Here is a 17,404-nt window from a genome sequence, read left to right on the forward strand (position 1 = left end):
AAGGACGACGGTCCTGGACGCCGCCTCGCCTTGCGCTCTTGACAAATCGGCGTACATATCAGGTCGCTGATGGTTCTCTCGCCGGCACCGGTGGCGCACAACCTCCCAGCGGTACAGGAATGCCAGGCGGATCTGCGCCTCCCGGTCAGGCACCGCCCGCCGGTGCCTGAAAATGGGCGACAAGCACCGTTGTGACCACAGCTGCATCGGAGTGGAAACTCGAGGTTGCGGCTGTCATCGGCGGGTACGGCAAGGACCTGACTCCCGAGCAGGCCGAGCCGCTCATCGCCGGCTTCTGCATCCTCCACGACTGGTCTGCTCGCGACCTGCAGAAACAGGAAATGACCCTCTGGACGGGTCCGGTGAAGGGCAAGGACACCGCACCGCACTGCACCGGCGCGGGATTGGTGCCGTGTGGCATGGCGGCCCGCGCTCGCTGGTGATGCCGGCAAAGCCTCGTTGACGTTACGTTCGGTGGCGATCCGTGTCGTGGTGTGCGCTGGAGTACGTTACCGCCCCTTTCGCGGTCGAGCTGGGAAGGCAGCGCGGATTCAGCGTGTCGTCGGGCGGGGCGTCTCGACTGCGATCACTGGCTGGCTGGCGAGACCCATCGCAGGGGAGCTGCATGACGGTCTGCGGCCGAGCCCTACGGACGGGTTCGGGTTCTGTGGTATCCCGCAATGGGCGAACTGCTCACCGGTCTCGGCTGCGGCGATATCAGGCGGCTGATCCGTCATCCGAGGTCGGGAAGCGGTCGACGACTTACTTTGTGGGCCTCGTCCGGGGAGAGCCCGAACGTGCGGAGCAGGTCCTCGGTGAGAGCATCCGTGGTCTCGGCGGCGTCCCGGTCTGGCCGGTCATGTAGTAACTGGCCAAGCCCCACGATAGCGCCGGCAGTCAGGACCAATGCCAGTTCCGGGTCGCGGACGGTGAATCGTCCGGCGACGGTGGCCACCTCGATATCGCGCAGGGCGCGGGGCGCCAGACCGCGGTCGGCGGTGAACAGGGCGGGAGGGTTGTTGAGCAGGATCCGGCTCAGGGTGGGTTCACGACGAAACAGCCTGCCGGTCAGGCGAAAAGCCTGAGCGAAGGTCTCGGCCGGATCCTCGAGGTCGCCGGTGAGGTGGTCGAGAAGTTGGCCGTGTGCTTCCAGCGCGGCTTCGACTGCGGCCTGATACAGCTGTTCCTTGCTGTCGAAGTGGTTGTAGAACGAGCCCATTCCGACGTCCGCAGCCTGGGTGATCTCCAGGACCGGCACGTTGAGGTTGCCCTCGGCGATGAAGGTTTGCGCCGCGCGGATCAACGCGTCCCGGGTGCGCGCCTTGCGTCGCTCCAAGCGGCTCGTCGGAGTGTCGTCGGTAGTCAAGGGCTTTGTCACCGCCTCTGAAGTGTGTGGACCCCCGCTCACGATAACACCTTCGTTCAGAAATGACGATTTCCTCAAGATGCTTGACTGACGAAGTAGTCGTGAGTGATGATATCGTCAATATGTGAGGAGGGCTACATTATGAGCCGACACATCGACGCCCACGCCGACCTGCACAGCGATCAGGGTCCGCTTCGTGGTGAGCATCCCGGCCGGGCAGTAAATCCGATCGTGAAGGTGCGCGACCTGGCCTGGCTGGAATTCGCCAAACCTGACCTGGACCGAGCGGAGCTCTTCGCCCACGCCTTCGGGTTCACCACCGCGTTGCGCACCCGCGACGAGGTGCAGTTGCGGGGAACCGATCCCGGGGCGCCGTGCGTGATCATCCGCAAAGGCCCACGGTCGAGATTCCTGGGCGCGGCCTTCCTGGCCGCCGACGCCACGGACGTACTGCGCCTGGCTGAGGCCACCGGCCGGCGTGTCGACCGCCTCCCCGACAGCCTGGGCGGCACCGCGGTCGCGCTGACCGACCCGAGTGGGGTCTCGATATGCGTGGTCTCCGGTGTACAGCGGTTGCCGGAACTGCCTGCTCAGACTCCGCTTACCGTCAATGCCGGACACGCGCTGGAGCGGACCAACGCCACCCAGCGCCCACCTCGGGAACCTGCCCGGGTGCAGCGACTCGGCCACGTGGTGCTACAGAGCACCCGGTGCCTCGAAACGCTGAACTGGTATCTGCAGCACCTGGGCATGATCGTCAGTGACTTCCAGTACTACCCCGGCCAGCGGGAGCGGGGCCCCGTGATGAGTTTCATCCGCTGCGACCGCGGCGATACTCCGGCCGACCACCACACCGTCGCGCTGACCCTCGGCCCGTCGAACCGTTACGTGCACTCGGCGTACCAGGTGTGCGATCTCGACGCACTCGCCGCCGGCGGCGAGTACCTGCGCGAACGCGGCTATCACCGCTCGTGGGGTATCGGCCGCCACATCCTGGGCAGTCAGATCTTCGACTACTGGAGGGACCCGGACGGCTTCCTGGTCGAGCACTTCAGCGATGGAGACATGTTCGACGCCGCCCTCGAACCCGGCTGGGCGCCGATGAGTGCGTCCGGGCTGGCGCAATGGGGCCCGCCGATCACCAAGGACTTCCTCGGTATCGCACCTGGCCGGGAATCCGTCCGTGAATTGCACGCAATGATCTCCTCGCTTCGCGAGGACAACGAATTCGATGTCCAGCGCCTCCGCGGCCTGTTGAAAGTGGCTTCCTCATGAGCATGTCCGTTCTCCGTACAACCGATGGATGGTGGGTGCAGACCCCGCGCGGCGCCGCCGAGGTCGACACCGCGGCCACCACCACCGCCGAACTTCTCGCCGATCGGGCGGCGGTCGAGGCTGCCGCCACCGCCACTCACACGATCCCCGTCGACATCTTGGAGGTGGTCTCCCCGGTCACGGCCCCGTGCCGGGTCGTGGCGCAGATGACGAATTTCGTCTCGCACGTGAAGGATTCGGGAATGAACCCGGATACCGTGCCCTTGACGTTCTTCCGCAAGGCGTCCGGTTCGATCAGCGGCCCCTACCAGGACGTGATCAAACCCGACCACGTTCGGTTCCTCGACTACGAGGTCGAGGTCGGACTGGTTCTCGGTCGGTCCGTGCCTGTGGGTACCTCGATCGACGAGGACAACGTCTCCGATTTCGTGGCCGGCCTCGTCCTCACCAACGACGTCTCTGCGCGCGATGTGCAGTTGCCGAAAACACAGTTCTACGAATCCAAGTCGTACCCCACCTTCACTCCCGTCGGCCCCGCCCTGGTGTTGCTGGAGGAGGGCGACTTCAAGCGCTTCGACGACCTGCGCCTACAACTGCGGGTAAACGGGCAGCTCCGGCAGAACATGACGGTCGGCTCGGACATGATCTACCGGCCGGTGCAGGCACTACAGGCACTGACCAAGTTTCAGCGGCTCGACGCCGGCGATCTGCTGCTCACCGGCACTCCTGGCGGTACCGCGCTGAAGGCCCCGGGCAAGCCGATCGAAATCATCGGCTCACTCCTGCCGCCGGCGGTGAAATGGAAATCCTTCTTCCGGGCACAGGCGAAAAACCCGAACTATCTGCAGGACGGCGACATCGTGGAGCTGTCGATCGCCACCGACGACGGCGGTCTCGATCTGGGAATCCAACGCACAGTGGTGAGGTTCGCCCAATGACCGCACGCACACTGTGGCCGGTCTACGATCACCCCGGCGATCTCCCCGAGATCGAGGCGGTCCCGATCGAAGACCGAGGACTCCCCACGTCCACCTACCACCTGTTGACCCGTGCCGCCGACCTCTGGCCCGACCGCACCGCACTGACCGTCCTCCCCGACGCGGCACGCTGGCGTGAAGTCGTATCCCGTACCTACGCGCAGGTGCTCGCCGACGTACACCGCACCGCGAATCTGCTGCACCAATACGGTATTCGGCGCGATGATGCAGTGGCGCTGATGTCACCGAACTGCGACGAGCTGATCACCGCCACATTGGCCGCGCAGCTCGCCGGGATCGCTGCACCGATCAACCCGGGACTGTCGAGCAAGCATCTCGTCGAACTGCTGCGCCTTTCCGGGGCACGCGTGCTCATCGCCGCGGGTCCCGAGTTGGACGCCCACACCTGGGACACCGCTTGTGCCCTAGCCGGATCCGGAGAAATCGACACCCTGCTTGTACTTCGACCCACCGGCGCCGACCCGGCGGGCCCACTCACGCCGATCCCCGGCGTACAGGTGGTCTACCTGACCGACGCGGCAAGCGGCCACGACGCCACCAACTTCATCGGCACCCCGCCGGCAGCACACGATCTCGCGGCGCTCTTCCACACCGGCGGCACGACAGGCGCACCGAAACTCGCGGCACACACCCACACCAACGAGGTGGCCAACGCGTGGATGATCGCCGCCAACTCCGTCCTCGACGACGACTCGACGATCTTCGCGGCGCTTCCCCTCTTTCACGTCAACGCGCTGATCGTCACACTTCTCGCACCGATGCTGCGGGGCCAGACGGTGGTGTGGGCCGGACCGCTCGGCTACCGCGATGCCGCCCTCTACGGCGAATACTGGAAGATTGTGGAACACCATCGAATCGCCGCGATGAGCGCGGTCCCGACCGTCTACTCGGTGCTCGCGCAATGCCCGGTCGACGCCGACATCTCCAGCCTGCGGGCCTGCATGGTCGGGGCGTCGATGCTACCCACCGCTGTCCGGAATGCGTTCGAGTCCCACACCGGCGTCCAACTGCTCGAGGGGTACGGGTTGACCGAGGCCACCTGCGCCAGCGCCCGCAGCTTCACCACCGGCCCTCGCTCGGGTGCGGTCGGGCAGCGAATGCCGTACCAGCAGATCAAGGCGGTACTCATCGACGAGGACGGCCGCTGGACCGATCTAGCTGTCGGGGAAGCCGGCACCCTGGTCGTCAGCGGGCCTACCGTCTTCGCCGGCTACGTCGTCGGTCGTGACACGAACGGGCCCGTGGTCGACGGATTCGGAAAGCTCGTCGACGGATGGCTCGACACCGGCGACCTCGGCCATGTCGACGCCGACGGCTTTGTCCATCTCACCGGCCGAGTCAAAGATCTGATCATCCGCGGTGGCCACAACATCGACCGGGCAGGAATCGAGGACGCCCTGCTCACCCACCCCGATGTCACCGGCGCCGCCGCGGTCGGGCGCCCGGACCGCCATGCCGGCGAGATTCCGGTCGCGTACGTCACCCTCGCCCCCGGGGCCGAGGTGAGCGAGGGCACGCTGCTCGCCTGGACCACCGAACGCGTCCCCGAGGCCGCCGCCGCCCCGAAATCGGTCACCGTGCTCGACGCCCTTCCCGTGACCGATGTCGGCAAACCCTATAAACTCGCTCTCCGCGCGGACGCCGCCCGCCGTGTCACCGAGGGCGCGCTGGCTCGGGTGACCGGCGTCCACCGCGTCGATGCGATCGTCGAGGACGGTTCGGTCGTCGTCGTCGTCATCGTCACCGCGGCCGCCGGCCACGAGGCCGACATCAAGACAGCGCTCGATCGATACCCGCTGACCTGGCGAATCGAGGACCCATCATGACTACCATCAACATGCTCGCCGGGGGACTAGCGGTGACTTTCGGCGCGATCGGCGCCAAGATTGCCGCGGTGGCACCGATGCGACAACGCGCTGCACATCTGGGCTTCACGGTTCCGGCATATCGGCGGATCGGTGCGCTCGAGGCTGCCGGTGCCCTCGGACTCCTTGCCGGGTGGGCGATGCCCGGGCTCGGTGCAGCCGCGGCCGGCGGCCTATCGTTGCTGCTCACCGGCGCGTTGGCCGCGCACCTCCGAAATGGCGATACCGCGAAGGATCTCGTCCCCGCCGTGGTGTTGGGAATCGGGTCGGCGGCCTACTTGGGGCTATACGCGATCGAAGCAACCTCATGATCAAGGCGCACTACCCGGTCGTCATCGTCGGCGCCGGGCCCACCGGAATCACCGCCGCCACCCTGCTCGCGCAGTACGGCGTCGACACCCTGGTGCTGGATCGGTGGAACGGGGTCTACCCCCAGCCGCGGGCGGTGCACCTCGACGACGAGGTGTACCGCATCGTTGCCCGGTTGGGGCTCGCAGGTGAGTTCGCCAGCATCTCCCGTCCGGCGCAGGGGCTGCGGCTCGTCGGCCGCGACATGAGGACGTTGGCCGAGTTCCACCGCGATCCCGCGCGCAGCGTGCACGGATTCCCGCAGGCCAACATGTTCGACCAACCCCAATTCGAACGGCTGCTGCGGTCGGGACTCGGGCGATATGGCGGCGCGCAGGTGCGCGGCGACAGTGAAGTAACCGACGTCGTGCACGAACGCGACGGTGTGCGAGTGGCGTTCACCGACCGAGTCACCGGCGAGCCCTTCTCCGTTCGCGCAGGGTACGTCCTCGGCTGCGACGGTGCGGGAAGCGTCGTCCGCTCCTCGATCGGCTCGCGCATGGAGGATTTCGGATTCGAGCAGCGTTGGCTCGTCGTCGACCTCGCCACCGACACCGACCTGCACCAATGGGAGGGAGTGCATCAGATGTGCGACCCGGTCCGCGCCGCGACGTACATGCGGATCGGGCGCAACCGATACCGGTGGGAGTTCCGGCTCCAACCCGGCGAGAGCGCGGCGGACTTCCCGGATCTCGACACACTGCGACCCCTGATCGTCCCCTGGACCGGGCACCTTTCCGATGCCGATCTCGAGCTCGTCCGGGTCACCGACTACACGTTCCGGGCTCAGGTCGCCGACCGGTGGCGGGACCGCCGGGTCTTCCTGCTCGGCGACGCAGCGCACCTGACGCCCCCGTTCGTCGGCCAGGGCATGGGCGCCGGACTGCGTGACGCTGCCAACCTGACCTGGAAACTTGCCGGAGTCCTTGACGGCACCCTCCCCGCCGCTTGTCTCGACACCTATCAACAGGAACGGAAACCGCACTCGCGCTACATGATCCGACTCGCAACGGCAATCGGCTGGGCGATGACCGAAGGCGGTCGAATAAGCACCGTGCTGCGACGGCGCCTCGCTCCGCTGGCCGGACGGACGCCGGGGTTGAGCGCGAAGGTCACCGACAGCGTCACGCCTGCGCTGCACGCGTCGGCCTTCGTCCACCGCGCCCCTGCCGCGCGTGGCCTCGCCGGCGCTCTGTGCCCGAATCCGGTTGTGGACGGCGGCAGATGCCGGCTCGACGACACCGTGCCCGCGCGGTTCTTGTTCGTGACCACGCGTGAGCCCTCCGCCGGCCAGCGGTACGAGATCGAACGTCGAGGCGCCGTCGTCGTACCGGCACCTCCCGGCTCCGACCTCGGGCGGTGGCTCGCCCGCGGGCACGCCGCCGCGGCGATCGTGCGACCCGACCGCACCGTCATGCGGACCAGTCGATCACCAGCTGCTCTCTACAATTCGCTACCGACCTTCACCCCAGCGGCTCTGCACCCGAACATCTGACGAAACCTCGAGATACTCCCCGGGCTCGGAATGTTCGGGTCGCCCGCCCGTGTGGGGTGCTTATGCTCGACTTCCCGGGAGTTCGCCGAGCGAAGACGTGCAGCGATGGCCCACAGAATCGAAGCCGGTGGCAAGTCCAGCACCTAGGGCGGTTGCGACGTGCACTGAGGTTACGAGCAGATCAAGGCTCACCACGACGGCGGTGACGAATACATCGGATGGCCACGGCGGTCAATCCCAGTCCCACCGGAACACAAGGGCATACCCACGTTACGCCGTCGCTCAAGGTTGGCAGAATACTCACCATGACCACCGTCGACTCCCTCGACGCCAGAATCCTCGAGGCACTGAGCACTGACCCGCGAGCCACCGTGATCGCGCTGGCCGACAAGACCGGACTGTCCCGCAACACGGTGCAGGCCCGTCTCGGCAAAGTCGAGAAGCAGGGCGTATTACAATCCTTCGAACGCCGCATCGACCCAGCGGCGCTCGGCTACCCGCTGACGGCATTCATCCTGACCAACGTCACCCAGTAGAAACTGTCGCAGATCGCCGCGGCCCTCGACAGTGTTCCGGAGGTGATGGAAGTGCACGGACTCAGCGGCGTCACAGACCTTCTCATTCACGTCGTCGCCCGCGACGCCGACGATCTCGACCGCATCGCCGGCCGCATTCTCGACATCGACGGCGTCGAAAAGACCACTACCAGTTTGGTCATGCGTCAGCTGGTCGATTACCGCCTCACCCCGTTGCTCGAACAGCTCACCGGTGACAACTGACCGATACGCAACTCCACCAGTGAGGACTGACCGCTGCGAGGCGGGCATTTTGCCCACGGCCGACCCGTTCGGTCGCTGTCTCGTGCGCAGTCCGCGTAGCAGCGCTATCGGCGATTGTTGGCTAGAGGGTCTTGATGGTAATGGCCTTCCTGCTCGAGCGAGGCACAGTGCCGGGTCGCGTGCCTGCGCCCGGCCGGAGCAACTCGCCCGGATCAGTTCCGCCTCGGAGCCGCTCGAGCAGATAATCGACATCGATCTCGGTGCCGATCGGGTTCTGCGCGAAATCTGCGCTGCTGAAGAATTCTGCGGTGTCCTTCGGGTCGGCGAAGTTCTCGATCTGGAACTCGAGCCGGATGCCGTCGGGATCTTCGTAATACAGAGACGTGGTCGGACCGTGGTTGATTGTCCAGACCGGGAGAATCCCTACACCTTTGAGTCGTTCGTAGTTGAGCAGGAGATCTTGAAGAGAGGTGTAACTGAACGCCAAATGGTCGAGGCCGTACAGCTTGCGGCGAAGCTTGCTGAGCGGGAACAACAGCCGCAGCGGCCGCGGGAGCTTGACCAGTGCCAGACGGTGGCTCTCCTCGTCCCAGCTCAGGAACGCGATCTGCTTGTCCTGGTGAACAACTTCGGCGCCGAACACCGTTCCATACCAATCGATCATTTCCTCGGCACGGGCCGTCTTGATCGCCCAGTGCGCAATAATGCTCGGGGGCAATGCATCCGAACCGGGAACATTCTTTTGAACGGGGTGTGACTTCATGACTATTCTCCTCGACGAGTTAAGCCTGGTTCGGTGATCGTCATCCGGTGTGACCCGAGATCGATCGACCGGTCTGAAGATTGGATGGAGGCCTCGATCACGTCGCCGGGTGCGAGATACGGCTTCTTCAGGTTCTGCCGAATGAAGATGTCCCACAACTTCCGCTCCGGTAGCAAGGCGGTGAGCAGTCGACGAAGGATCGGGGGCGGCGACGTGGCGGTGCAGCCGTGCGGCGTTCCAGTCAGCACCACATCGCCGGGACTCAGATTGCTGAACTCGCTCAGTTCGGTCAAGGTCTCCGCTGGGCGGTACACCCAGTTCGCGGTGTTGTCGGATTGTTTCAGCTGCCCGTTCACCCGCAGCCGAAGATTGAGGTTGTCGAGCAATCCAAGGTCGGAAGGGTCGAGTACCCGATGTAGGGGCCGATCGGACAGAACCCACGGTAGCTCTTACCTTTGAGGTACTGCCCCTGAGGCAGTTGGACATCGCGGGCCGACAGATCGTTGGCGATGGCGACGGCGAAGACGTATTCGTGCAGGGTGTCATCTGTGATGGTGAGGGGCTTAGATATGCTCCTGCCGATGACCAGCGCCAACTCCACCTCGAAATCCAGCAACTGGACGTGCGATGGCCGAATTACGTTCTCATGCGGACCTGCGATCGATGCATCGGTTTTGTCAAAAAACAGATTGAACGGTCGATGATCCGGATTCATCCCGGATTCGATCGCATGTTGGCGATAGTTCGCTCCCTGACAGAGCACCCGACAAGGCGTTGTGACGGGCGCGTACTTCTACGGCCAGCGAACGCCCGACGGGCGCATCGCGATCGGCGGCCGCGGTAAGCCGTACCGCTTCGCCTCCGGAGTCGACCGCGATGGTGAAGTCGACCAGCACACCATTGCCGCACTGACCAACCTCCTGGCGGACTTGTTCCCCCAAGTCCCCCTCGCCGCCGCCCACGCGTGGTGCGGTGTGCTCGGGGTGACCCGCGACTGGTCACCGTTCATCGACAACGACCCGAGTAGCAAGATCCTGCGCGTGGGCGGCTACGCCGGCCAAGGTCTGACGGCCGCCCATCTCGCCGGCCGCATCGCTTCCGACCTGATCCTGCAGGGCGATACCAAGCTCTCCACGTTGCCGTGGGTTCGTCAGATGCCCAGACGCTGGGAACCCGAACCGCTCCGGTGGATCGGCGCACACGGCCTCTACCGCATCTACTCGATTGCCGACGTTCTCGAGGCTCGAGCGGCCGGCCCTCGCACCTCCCGACTCGCGCTGCTGGCCGACAAGATCGCCGGGCGCTGATCTCTCACCACCAGCACGCGCTCAGCGCCGAGGCACCGGTACGAACTACACCCCTTCCCCGAACACAGGGAGAGACATGACCGAGATCGACAAGAGCGTCGCAACCGAGTACCACCGCACGGTCGAACGGACGAGGTCCGACTCGCTCGGGCAACCCAAGGGTCTGTGGAACCTGGCGTTCACCGAACTCTGGGAGCGTTTCAGCTTTTACGGCTTGCAGGGAGTTCTCAGCTTCTATCTGTTGTACTCACTCAGCGACGGCGGACTCGATCTCGCGCCGGCGACCGCGGTCAGCATCGTCGGCGCCTACGGCGGATCGGTGTACCTGTCCCAGATTCTCGGGGCATGGATCGCCGATCGGCTGATCGCGCCACGCCGAATGGTCCTCTACGGCGCCGTCGTCATCACCGTCGGCCACCTCGCTCTCGCGATACTCGACGGACTCTCCGGCCTGGCCTTCGGGCTCACGCTCATCGTCCTGGGTACCGGCGCGCTCAAGACGAACATCACGTCGATAGTGGGCATGCTCTATGCCGACAATCGCCCCGCACGCGACGCCGGTTTCTCGTACTTCTACATGGCCATCAACACCGGCTCCGCGTTCGGACCGCTGCTCACCGGATTCACCCAGAGCAGATGGGGATTCCACGCGGCCTTCAGCCTCGCCGCCGTCGGAATGGTCGGGGCGCTCATCCAATACTCGTGGAAGATGCGCGACCTGCCCGCCGAGGCCGGCGTCGTCAAAAATCCCATCGCTCGCACGCACCTGCCCTACGCGTTCGCCGCCGTCGCCGCCGTGACTGCGTTCGTGGTCGCCCTCTGGCAGCTCGGGTTCGTCGACAACACCAACCTCTCGCACTTCGTCGGCGCCGTCATCCTCGTCGCCGCGATCATCTACTTCACCGTGATCCTGCGTTCGCCGAACGTGACACCGGCGGAGAAGCGTCGTATGAGGGGCTTCATCCCACTGTGGATCGCAAGCCTGCTGTACTTCGGATTCCTGTTCCAGAAGTTCACCACCATCTCGGTGTTCATCAAGGATCGGGTCGATCTCGACGTCGGTGGCTGGCAGGTACCCGCTCCCTGGCTGACCACCATCAGCCCGGTCTCCGCGGTCCTGCTCACCCCTCTCGTCGCCATGTTGTGGACGAAACTCGGTACTCGCCAACCGACTACGTCCGCGAAGTTCGCCATCGGGCTGACCATGGTCGGCTGCGCCTACCTGCTGCTGTTGCTCTCGCAGTTCTTTCCCGACAAGACCGTGCCACCGCTCCTGGTTCTCGTCAGCATGGCCGTTGCCGGTTCATCCGAAATCTTCGTCGGACCGGTCGGACTCGCACTGGCCACGCGCATTGCACCCGAGCGATTCACGGCGCAAACCGTGACACTGCTCTTCCTGACCCTCGCCGGTGGATCGACGCTCTCCGGCCTACTCGGCGGATTGTTCACGACAATTTCCACCGGAACCTTCTTCCTCCTCGTCGGCTCGGGAGCCGTCCTTCTGGGAGCGGTGCTGTTCGGCCTCTCCCGCAAGATCGAAGTACTGACCGACAGCAGATAGCGAGGGCGCCGGCCCCGGTCGACGCAGAGCGGGTCAGTGTCGGCTCAGCCGTTCCGGATCCAGATCGAGTCGTCGCAACAGCTGCGCGTTGAGTGCGACGACGATGGTGGACACGGACATCAGGATCGCCGCGACCGCGGGTGAAATCGCGACCCCGGCGAACGCGAGGACACCGGCGGCCAGAGGGACGGCAATGACGTTGTAGCCGGTGGCCCACACCAGGTTCTGCCACATCTTGCGATAGCTCGCCTGGGACAGGTCGATGATCGAGAGGACGGCGCGGGGATCGTCGGCGGCGAGGACGACACCCGCCGACTCGATGGCGACGTCCGTGCCGGCGCCGATCGCGACGCCGACATCCGCGCGGGCGAGTGCAGGCGCGTCGTTGACGCCGTCGCCGACCATCGCCACCCGGTGACCGCGGGCCTGGAGGGCGGCCACCTCGGCGTCCTTGTTCTCCGGTAGCACGTCGGCGAACGCTTCGTCGATCCCGAGATCGGCGGCGACGGCGTCGGCCACCTGACGGGCGTCTCCGGTGATCATCGCGACCTTCACACCGCGCTCGTGCAGGGCGTCGATCGCCTGCCGGGACTCCTCGCGGACGGCGTCCTCGAGCGCCACCGCGCCGAGCACCGCGCCGTCGCGGACGAGGTGGAGGACGGAGGCGCCGCGCTCGACCCACCGTGTCGTCTGCGCGGCAACGTCTTCGGGGACTGTCACGTTCAGCTCCGCGAGCATCGCCGGCCCGCCTACCTCTACGGGTATGCCGTCGACGTCTGCGCGCACCCCACGTCCGGGCAGCGACCGGAAGTCGGACGCGGTGCGCCGCTCGTCCGCGGGCACGTTCGCTGCCGCCTCGGCGACGATGGCCCGCGCGACCGGGTGCTCGCTGTCGGCCTCCACGGCGCCGGCGAGCGCGAGCAGTTCGGTCTCGGTGACACCCGCGGTGGTGACCACCCCGGTGACGACGTGCTTGCCCTGGGTCAGGGTGCCGGTCTTGTCGAACAGGACGACGTCGACGTTGCGCATGCGTTCGAGCGCCAGCCGGTCCTTCACCAGGACACCGGCCTTCGCGGCACGCTCGGTGGAGATGGCGATCACGAGGGGTATCGCCAGACCGAGTGCGTGCGGGCAGGCGATCACCAGAACGGTGACGGTCCGCACCACGGCCTCGTCCACGTTGCCGAGCAGCGACCACACCACGAACGTGAGAAGCCCTGCGATCGAAGCGAAGTAGAACAGGAACGCCGCGGCGCGGTCGGCGAGGGCCTGCGCCCGGGACGAGGAGGACTGCGCGTCGGCGACCAGCCGCTGGATGCCGGCGAGGGCGGTGTCCTCCCCCACCGCGCCCACCTGGATTCGCAGCGCGCTGTCGGTGGCGACGGTGCCGGCCACCACGGTGTCGCCGACCGACCGTGGGACAGGGTTGGATTCGCCGGTGATCATCGATTCGTCGACCTCCGCGCGGCCGTCCTCGACGGTGCCGTCGGCGGGGATGCGACCACCGGCCCGCACCAGCACGAGGTCGCCGGTGGCGAGTTCGGAGACGGGCACCTCGGTGACACCGTCGTCGGTGACCCTGTCGGCGGTGTCCGGCAGCAGCGCGGCGAGTGCGTCGAGGGCGCCGGACGCCGACCCCAGCGCCCGCATCTCCAGCCAGTGGCCGAGCAGCATGATGACGATGAGAAGCGCCAGTTCCCACCAGAAGTCGAGGTTGAACCCGCCGATCTGCAGGGTCGTGATCCACGACGCGACGAACGCGACCGTGATCGCCATGCCGATCAGCAGCATCATGCCGGGCCGTCGCGACTTCAGCTCACCCCACGCGCCGGTGAGGAACGGCGCGCCCCCGTAGAAGAAGATCGCGGTGCCGACCACCGGCGGAATCCACGACGCACCGGGGAAGTGGGGGACGGTGTAGCCGAGGAGGTCGGCGAACATGTGGCTGAACACCACCACCGGCACCGACAGTGCGAGGCTGATCCAGAATTTCTGCCGGAACACCTCGCCGTGCGCGCCGTGACCGGCGTGCCGATCAGCGTGGTCGGTGTGCCGGACCCGTTCCATTGCCTGCTGCTGATGATCGTGAGACATGCCTGCTCCCTCGGAAGCTGCTCTCGTGGTCTGGTTTCAGGACCGCACCAGTCGTGCGATGGCGTCCGTGGCTTCCTTGATCTTCGCGTCGGCCTCGGAGCCGCCCGCGACGGCGGCGTCGACGACGCAGTGGCTGATGTGGTCTTCGAGCAGACCCAGCGCCACGGCCTGCAGCGCCTTGGTCATCGCGGAGACCTGCGTGAGGATGTCGATGCAGTACTTCTCGTCCTCGACCATCCGCTGGAGTCCCCGCGCCTGGCCCTCGATGCGGCGCAGGCGCTTGAGGTAGTCGTCCTTGGCGCTGATGTACCCGTGGCCGGCCGTGTGGTCGTGGTCGGTGTTCGGTTGCTCGGTCATGAGTGTTCCCCTCGGGTGGGAGTGGTCAGGGGCTGGAAGCGGCGCAGTCGCAGGCTGTTGCTCACGACGAACACCGATGAGAATGCCATGGCGGCGCCGGCCAGCATGGGGTTGAGCAGGCCCGCCGCCGCCAGTGGCAACGCCGCGACGTTGTAGGCGAAGGCCCAGAACAGGTTGCCCTTGATCGTGCTCAACGTCCTGCGCGACAACCGGATCGCGTCGGCCGCGGCCCGCAGGTCGCCGCGCACCAGCGTGAGGTCGCTGGCCTCGATGGCCACGTCCGTGCCGGTTCCCATGGCGAGACCGAGGTCGGCCTGCGCGAGAGCGGCGGCGTCGTTGACCCCGTCGCCGACCATCGCGACCACCTTGCCCTCGGCCTGCAGACGCTTGATCACGTCGACCTTGTCCTGGGGCAGTACCTCCGCGATCACTTCGCCGATGCCGACCTGGGCGGCGATCGCCCGGGCCGCGGAATTGTTGTCGCCGGTGAGCATGATCGGGGTGAGGCCCAGTTCGCGGAACTGCGCCACCGCCTCGCGTGACGTCGGCTTCACGGTGTCGGCTACCACGAGCACGCCGCGCGCCTGGCCGTCCCAGCCGATCCCGACGGCCGTCTTGCCTTCCGACTCCGCCGCGTCGACGGCGCGCTGGAGTTCCGTGGTGAGGTGCAGCGACCAGTCGCGGAGCAGTTTCGCGCGGCCGATGACCACCGCGTGTCCGTCGATCATGCCCTGGACGCCGAGTCCCGCGATGTTGGTGAACTGTTCGACGTCGGGCAGCGTCGTGAACCGGTCCCGTGCCGCGCGGGTGATCGCCCGTGCGATGGGATGCTCGGACGCGTCCTCGAGTGCGCCGGCGAACCGCAGAACCTGCTCCCCATCCTGGCCGTCCGCGGCGATCACGTCGTGCAGCGACATCGTGCCGGTGGTGACGGTGCCGGTCTTGTCGACCACCACCGTGTCGACTCGCCGGGTCGATTCCAGAACTTCGGGTCCCTTGATCAGGATGCCCAGCTGGGCTCCGCGTCCCGTGCCCACCATGAGGGCGGTCGGGGTGGCGAGTCCGAGCGCACACGGGCACGCGATGATCAGGACGGCGACCGCGGCGGTGAACGCGGCGGCGACCGAACCGCCGGTGCCGATCCAGAAACCGAGGGTCGCGACCGACAATGCGATCACGATCGGGACGAAGATGCCGGAGATCCGGTCGGCCAGGCGTTGCACCTCGGCCTTGCCGGTCTGCGCGTCCTCGACCATCCACGCCATCTGCGCGAGCTGGGTGTCGGCTCCGATCCGGCTGGCGCGAACCACGATTCGACCGCCGACGTTGACCGTCGCACCCGCCACCTCGGAGTCCGGCGACACCTCGACCGGCACGGATTCACCGGTCAGCATCGACGCGTCCACCGCCGACGAACCTTCGACGACGACGCCGTCGGTCGCGATCTTCTCGCCGGGACGGACCACGAAGAGGTCGCCGACCTCGAGCTGGTCGATGCCGATCAGCTGTTCGGTGCCGTCACGCAGTACCGACACTTCCTTGGCGCCCAGTTCGAGCAGCGCCCGCAGTGCCGCTCCCGCCCGGCGTTTGGCGCGGGCCTCGAAGTAACGGCCGGCCAGGATGAACGTGGTGACGCCGGCCGCGGCCTCCAGATAGATGTTGCCGGTGCCGTCGACCCGCGCGATCGTGAGCTCGAACGGGTGCGTCATCCCCGGCATGCCCGCCGTGCCCCAGAACAGTGCGTACAGCGACCAGCCGAACGCGGCCAGCGTGCCCAGCGACACCAGGGTGTCCATGGTCGCGGTGCGGTGCCGCAGGTTGGTCCAGGCGGCCTTGTGGAACGGCCACGCACCCCAGACCACGACCGGGGCCGCGAGGGTGAGCGAGAGCCACTGCCAGTTGGTGAACTGCAGCGCCGGGATCATCGCCATCGCGATGACGGGGACCGTCAGCACCGCGGACACGAGCAGCCGCTGCCGCAGTTCCGCCGCCGGGTCCTCCTCCTCCGGGGCCGGGGGCTTCACCTCGGGCAGTCGCGCCGTGTACCCGGCCTGCTCGACCGTGGCGACGAGGTCTTCGGGCGAGACGTCGGCGGCGTCGTAATGGACGCGAGCCTTCTCCGTCGCGTAGTTGACGGTCGCGGTGACGCCGTCGAGTTTGTTCAGCTTGCGCTCGATGCGGTTGGCGCACGACGCGCAGGTCATTCCGCCGATGGCCAGTTCGATCTGGGAATCGGGCGGTGCCGCGAGGTCGGTCGAGCGGGTCATCACTTCTCCTCCGGTCCGGCGGTGGCGGTGAACTCGGCGGTGTGGACGACGCCGGCGTGCTGGAAGTCCAGGAACAGCCGGTAGTCGCCCGCGCCGGGTGCGGTGACGGCGAAGTCGATTCCGGGGCCCGCCGCGGTGACGCCGTCACCGGGATGTCCGTCCGGGTGTACGTGCAGGTATCCGAGGTCGGTGGTGCGCAGCGCCACCAGGTGACCGTATGCGCCGAGGTAGGGCTGCAGATCCGTGACGGGCTGCCCGTCGCGGCTCACCGAGAGCGTCACGTTCGACGTCTCTCCCGGTCGCAACGTGCCGTCGAGTGTGACGGTGTAGCCGTCCACGGTGGCGGTCGGTGCGGGTGCCGGCAGTTCCTGCGGGTCGTAGGTGCCCGCGACGCGCAGATCCGTGCCCAGGGTGACGCCTTCGCCGTCTGCCGGGGTGAAGTCCGCGAACACGCGGTAGTCGCCGCCGCCAGTGAGGTCGAGGGGGACGCTCCACGTTCCGGTCGCGTCGAGCGTCGGGTGCACGTGCTGGAACCCGGCGAGGTCCCGGCGGACGACGACCAGGTGCAGCAGTTTCTCGTGCTCCACGGTGTAGTCCGTCACGGGTACCCCCGAGGGGTTCGTGATCCGGAACTGCACCGGGACCGCGGCACCCGCGGTGACCCGGTCGGATGCGAGTGCGAGGGTGTAGCCGTCGGCAGTGGGCGTCAGTCCGCCCGGGGTCGGGTCGGCGGCGGCGCCGTGACCTCCCGCTCCGTGCCCGTCGTCCTCGGCCGTGTGCGCGGCGGGCTCGGCCACGTCCGGGCCGGCAACCGACCCGAGTGCGAGCGCGGCGCCGAAGATCACGACGAGGCCGACGGTGAATCCGGCGAACTTGCCGGTTGCGTTCATGATGGGTCTCCTGTGGTGGAGTCGCCGGCTCAGCCGGTC

The 17,404-nt window shown here is 66.7% G+C and carries 16 protein-coding genes and 1 pseudogene; 9 read left to right on the forward strand and 8 right to left on the reverse strand.

Going from position 1 to position 17,404, the window contains the following annotated elements; translation table 11 throughout:
* Positions 1-191 precede the first annotated feature (191 nt).
* Entirely contained in the window at positions 192-443 is a 252-nt protein-coding gene (locus tag JVH1_RS19270; RefSeq protein WP_009476556.1) for a fumarylacetoacetate hydrolase family protein, read from the forward strand.
* A 290-nt stretch (positions 444-733) separates the two neighbouring features.
* Here the strand turns inward: JVH1_RS19270 and JVH1_RS19275 are convergent, their stop codons facing one another.
* Positions 734-1,366: a TetR/AcrR family transcriptional regulator gene (locus JVH1_RS19275; protein WP_043780212.1), complete on the reverse strand. Its 633-nt coding sequence runs from the start codon at positions 1,364-1,366 to the stop codon at positions 734-736.
* A 141-nt stretch (positions 1,367-1,507) separates the two neighbouring features.
* Between JVH1_RS19275 and JVH1_RS19280 the strand changes: the two genes are divergently transcribed.
* From JVH1_RS19280 to JVH1_RS19305, 6 genes and pseudogenes are all read left to right on the forward strand, one after another.
* Positions 1,508-2,641 carry a VOC family protein gene (locus JVH1_RS19280; RefSeq protein WP_009476554.1) on the forward strand — a complete coding sequence of 378 codons (1,134 nt, stop codon included), beginning with the start codon at positions 1,508-1,510 and terminating at the stop codon, positions 2,639-2,641.
* The gene (locus JVH1_RS19285) at positions 2,638-3,579 is read left to right on the forward strand and encodes a fumarylacetoacetate hydrolase family protein (protein ID WP_043780176.1); all 942 of its coding nucleotides are present in this window, start codon (positions 2,638-2,640) and stop codon (positions 3,577-3,579) included. Before JVH1_RS19280 ends, JVH1_RS19285 begins: the two co-directional genes overlap by 4 nt.
* Entirely contained in the window at positions 3,576-5,465 is a 1,890-nt protein-coding gene (locus tag JVH1_RS19290; protein ID WP_009476552.1) for an acyl-CoA synthetase, read from the forward strand. The genes JVH1_RS19285 and JVH1_RS19290 overlap by 4 nt, the downstream gene beginning before the upstream one ends.
* Positions 5,462-5,815 (forward strand): DoxX family protein, encoded by a 354-nt coding sequence (locus tag JVH1_RS19295; protein ID WP_009476551.1) that lies wholly within the window; start codon positions 5,462-5,464, stop codon positions 5,813-5,815. The genes JVH1_RS19290 and JVH1_RS19295 overlap by 4 nt, the downstream gene beginning before the upstream one ends.
* A complete protein-coding gene (locus JVH1_RS19300) occupies positions 5,812-7,347 on the forward strand; it encodes a bifunctional 3-(3-hydroxy-phenyl)propionate/3-hydroxycinnamic acid hydroxylase (protein ID WP_009476550.1) in 1,536 nt (511 codons plus the stop codon). Before JVH1_RS19295 ends, JVH1_RS19300 begins: the two co-directional genes overlap by 4 nt.
* 305 nt (positions 7,348-7,652) lie before the next feature.
* Positions 7,653-8,126: pseudogene (locus JVH1_RS19305) on the forward strand (Lrp/AsnC family transcriptional regulator).
* Positions 8,127-8,247: 121 nt separating this feature from the next.
* Here the strand turns inward: JVH1_RS19305 and JVH1_RS19310 are convergent.
* From JVH1_RS19310 to JVH1_RS19320, 3 genes are read right to left on the reverse strand one after another with little or no spacing between them, the layout of a single operon-like run.
* Positions 8,248-8,889, reverse strand: a complete 642-nt coding sequence (locus tag JVH1_RS19310; RefSeq protein ID WP_009476547.1) for a VOC family protein — start codon at positions 8,887-8,889, stop codon at positions 8,248-8,250.
* Between the two features lie 2 nt (positions 8,890-8,891).
* On the reverse strand, positions 8,892-9,245 hold the full coding sequence (locus JVH1_RS19315; protein WP_009476546.1) for a fumarylacetoacetate hydrolase family protein: 354 nt from the start codon (positions 9,243-9,245) through the stop codon (positions 8,892-8,894).
* On the reverse strand, positions 9,242-9,604 hold the full coding sequence (locus JVH1_RS19320) for a fumarylacetoacetate hydrolase family protein (RefSeq protein ID WP_009476545.1): 363 nt from the start codon (positions 9,602-9,604) through the stop codon (positions 9,242-9,244). Before JVH1_RS19320 ends, JVH1_RS19315 begins: the two co-directional genes overlap by 4 nt.
* 61 nt (positions 9,605-9,665) lie before the next feature.
* Here JVH1_RS19320 and JVH1_RS19325 point away from each other — a divergent pair, with 61 nt between their 5' ends.
* Together JVH1_RS19325 and JVH1_RS19330 are read left to right on the forward strand one after the other, a co-directional pair.
* Entirely contained in the window at positions 9,666-10,196 is a 531-nt protein-coding gene (locus JVH1_RS19325) for an FAD-dependent oxidoreductase (RefSeq protein WP_009476544.1), read from the forward strand.
* 76 nt (positions 10,197-10,272) lie between these two features.
* Positions 10,273-11,757 carry a peptide MFS transporter gene (locus JVH1_RS19330; RefSeq protein WP_009476543.1) on the forward strand — a complete coding sequence of 495 codons (1,485 nt, stop codon included), beginning with the start codon at positions 10,273-10,275 and terminating at the stop codon, positions 11,755-11,757.
* A gap of 33 nt (positions 11,758-11,790) precedes the next feature.
* Here the strand turns inward: JVH1_RS19330 and JVH1_RS19335 are convergent, their stop codons facing one another.
* From JVH1_RS19335 to JVH1_RS19350, 4 genes are read right to left on the reverse strand one after another with little or no spacing between them, the layout of a single operon-like run.
* Positions 11,791-13,851 (reverse strand): heavy metal translocating P-type ATPase, encoded by a 2,061-nt coding sequence (locus JVH1_RS19335; protein WP_009476542.1) that lies wholly within the window; start codon positions 13,849-13,851, stop codon positions 11,791-11,793.
* A gap of 36 nt (positions 13,852-13,887) precedes the next feature.
* A complete protein-coding gene (locus tag JVH1_RS19340) occupies positions 13,888-14,208 on the reverse strand; it encodes a metal-sensitive transcriptional regulator (RefSeq protein ID WP_009476541.1) in 321 nt (106 codons plus the stop codon).
* Positions 14,205-16,475 (reverse strand): cation-translocating P-type ATPase, encoded by a 2,271-nt coding sequence (locus JVH1_RS19345; protein WP_009476540.1) that lies wholly within the window; start codon positions 16,473-16,475, stop codon positions 14,205-14,207. Before JVH1_RS19345 ends, JVH1_RS19340 begins: the two co-directional genes overlap by 4 nt.
* Positions 16,475-17,365, reverse strand: a complete 891-nt coding sequence (locus JVH1_RS19350; protein WP_009476539.1) for a hypothetical protein — start codon at positions 17,363-17,365, stop codon at positions 16,475-16,477. The genes JVH1_RS19345 and JVH1_RS19350 overlap by 1 nt, the downstream gene beginning before the upstream one ends.
* Positions 17,366-17,404: the final 39 nt, after the last annotated feature.

This window comes from Rhodococcus sp. JVH1 (assembly GCF_000280725.2).
Lineage (GTDB): Bacteria > Actinomycetota > Actinomycetes > Mycobacteriales > Mycobacteriaceae > Rhodococcus_F > Rhodococcus_F jostii_A.

What these genes read in the sequence shown, in the direction of transcription:
- JVH1_RS19280 (WP_009476554.1), top strand. Translation starts at nt 1,508, where the DNA reads ATGAGCCGACACATCGACGCCCACGCCGACCTGCACAGCGATCAGGGT.
- JVH1_RS19285 (WP_043780176.1), top strand. Translation starts at nt 2,638, where the DNA reads ATGAGCATGTCCGTTCTCCGTACAACCGATGGATGGTGGGTGCAGACC.
- JVH1_RS19290 (WP_009476552.1), top strand. Translation starts at nt 3,576, where the DNA reads ATGACCGCACGCACACTGTGGCCGGTCTACGATCACCCCGGCGATCTC.
- JVH1_RS19295 (WP_009476551.1), top strand. Translation starts at nt 5,462, where the DNA reads ATGACTACCATCAACATGCTCGCCGGGGGACTAGCGGTGACTTTCGGC.
- JVH1_RS19300 (WP_009476550.1), top strand. Translation starts at nt 5,812, where the DNA reads ATGATCAAGGCGCACTACCCGGTCGTCATCGTCGGCGCCGGGCCCACC.
- JVH1_RS19310 (WP_009476547.1), bottom strand. Translation starts at nt 8,889, where the DNA reads ATGAAGTCACACCCCGTTCAAAAGAATGTTCCCGGTTCGGATGCATTG.
- JVH1_RS19320 (WP_009476545.1), bottom strand. Translation starts at nt 9,604, where the DNA reads ATGAATCCGGATCATCGACCGTTCAATCTGTTTTTTGACAAAACCGAT.
- JVH1_RS19330 (WP_009476543.1), top strand. Translation starts at nt 10,273, where the DNA reads ATGACCGAGATCGACAAGAGCGTCGCAACCGAGTACCACCGCACGGTC.
- JVH1_RS19335 (WP_009476542.1), bottom strand. Translation starts at nt 13,851, where the DNA reads ATGTCTCACGATCATCAGCAGCAGGCAATGGAACGGGTCCGGCACACC.
- JVH1_RS19340 (WP_009476541.1), bottom strand. Translation starts at nt 14,208, where the DNA reads ATGACCGAGCAACCGAACACCGACCACGACCACACGGCCGGCCACGGG.
- JVH1_RS19345 (WP_009476540.1), bottom strand. Translation starts at nt 16,475, where the DNA reads ATGACCCGCTCGACCGACCTCGCGGCACCGCCCGATTCCCAGATCGAA.
- JVH1_RS19350 (WP_009476539.1), bottom strand. Translation starts at nt 17,365, where the DNA reads ATGAACGCAACCGGCAAGTTCGCCGGATTCACCGTCGGCCTCGTCGTG.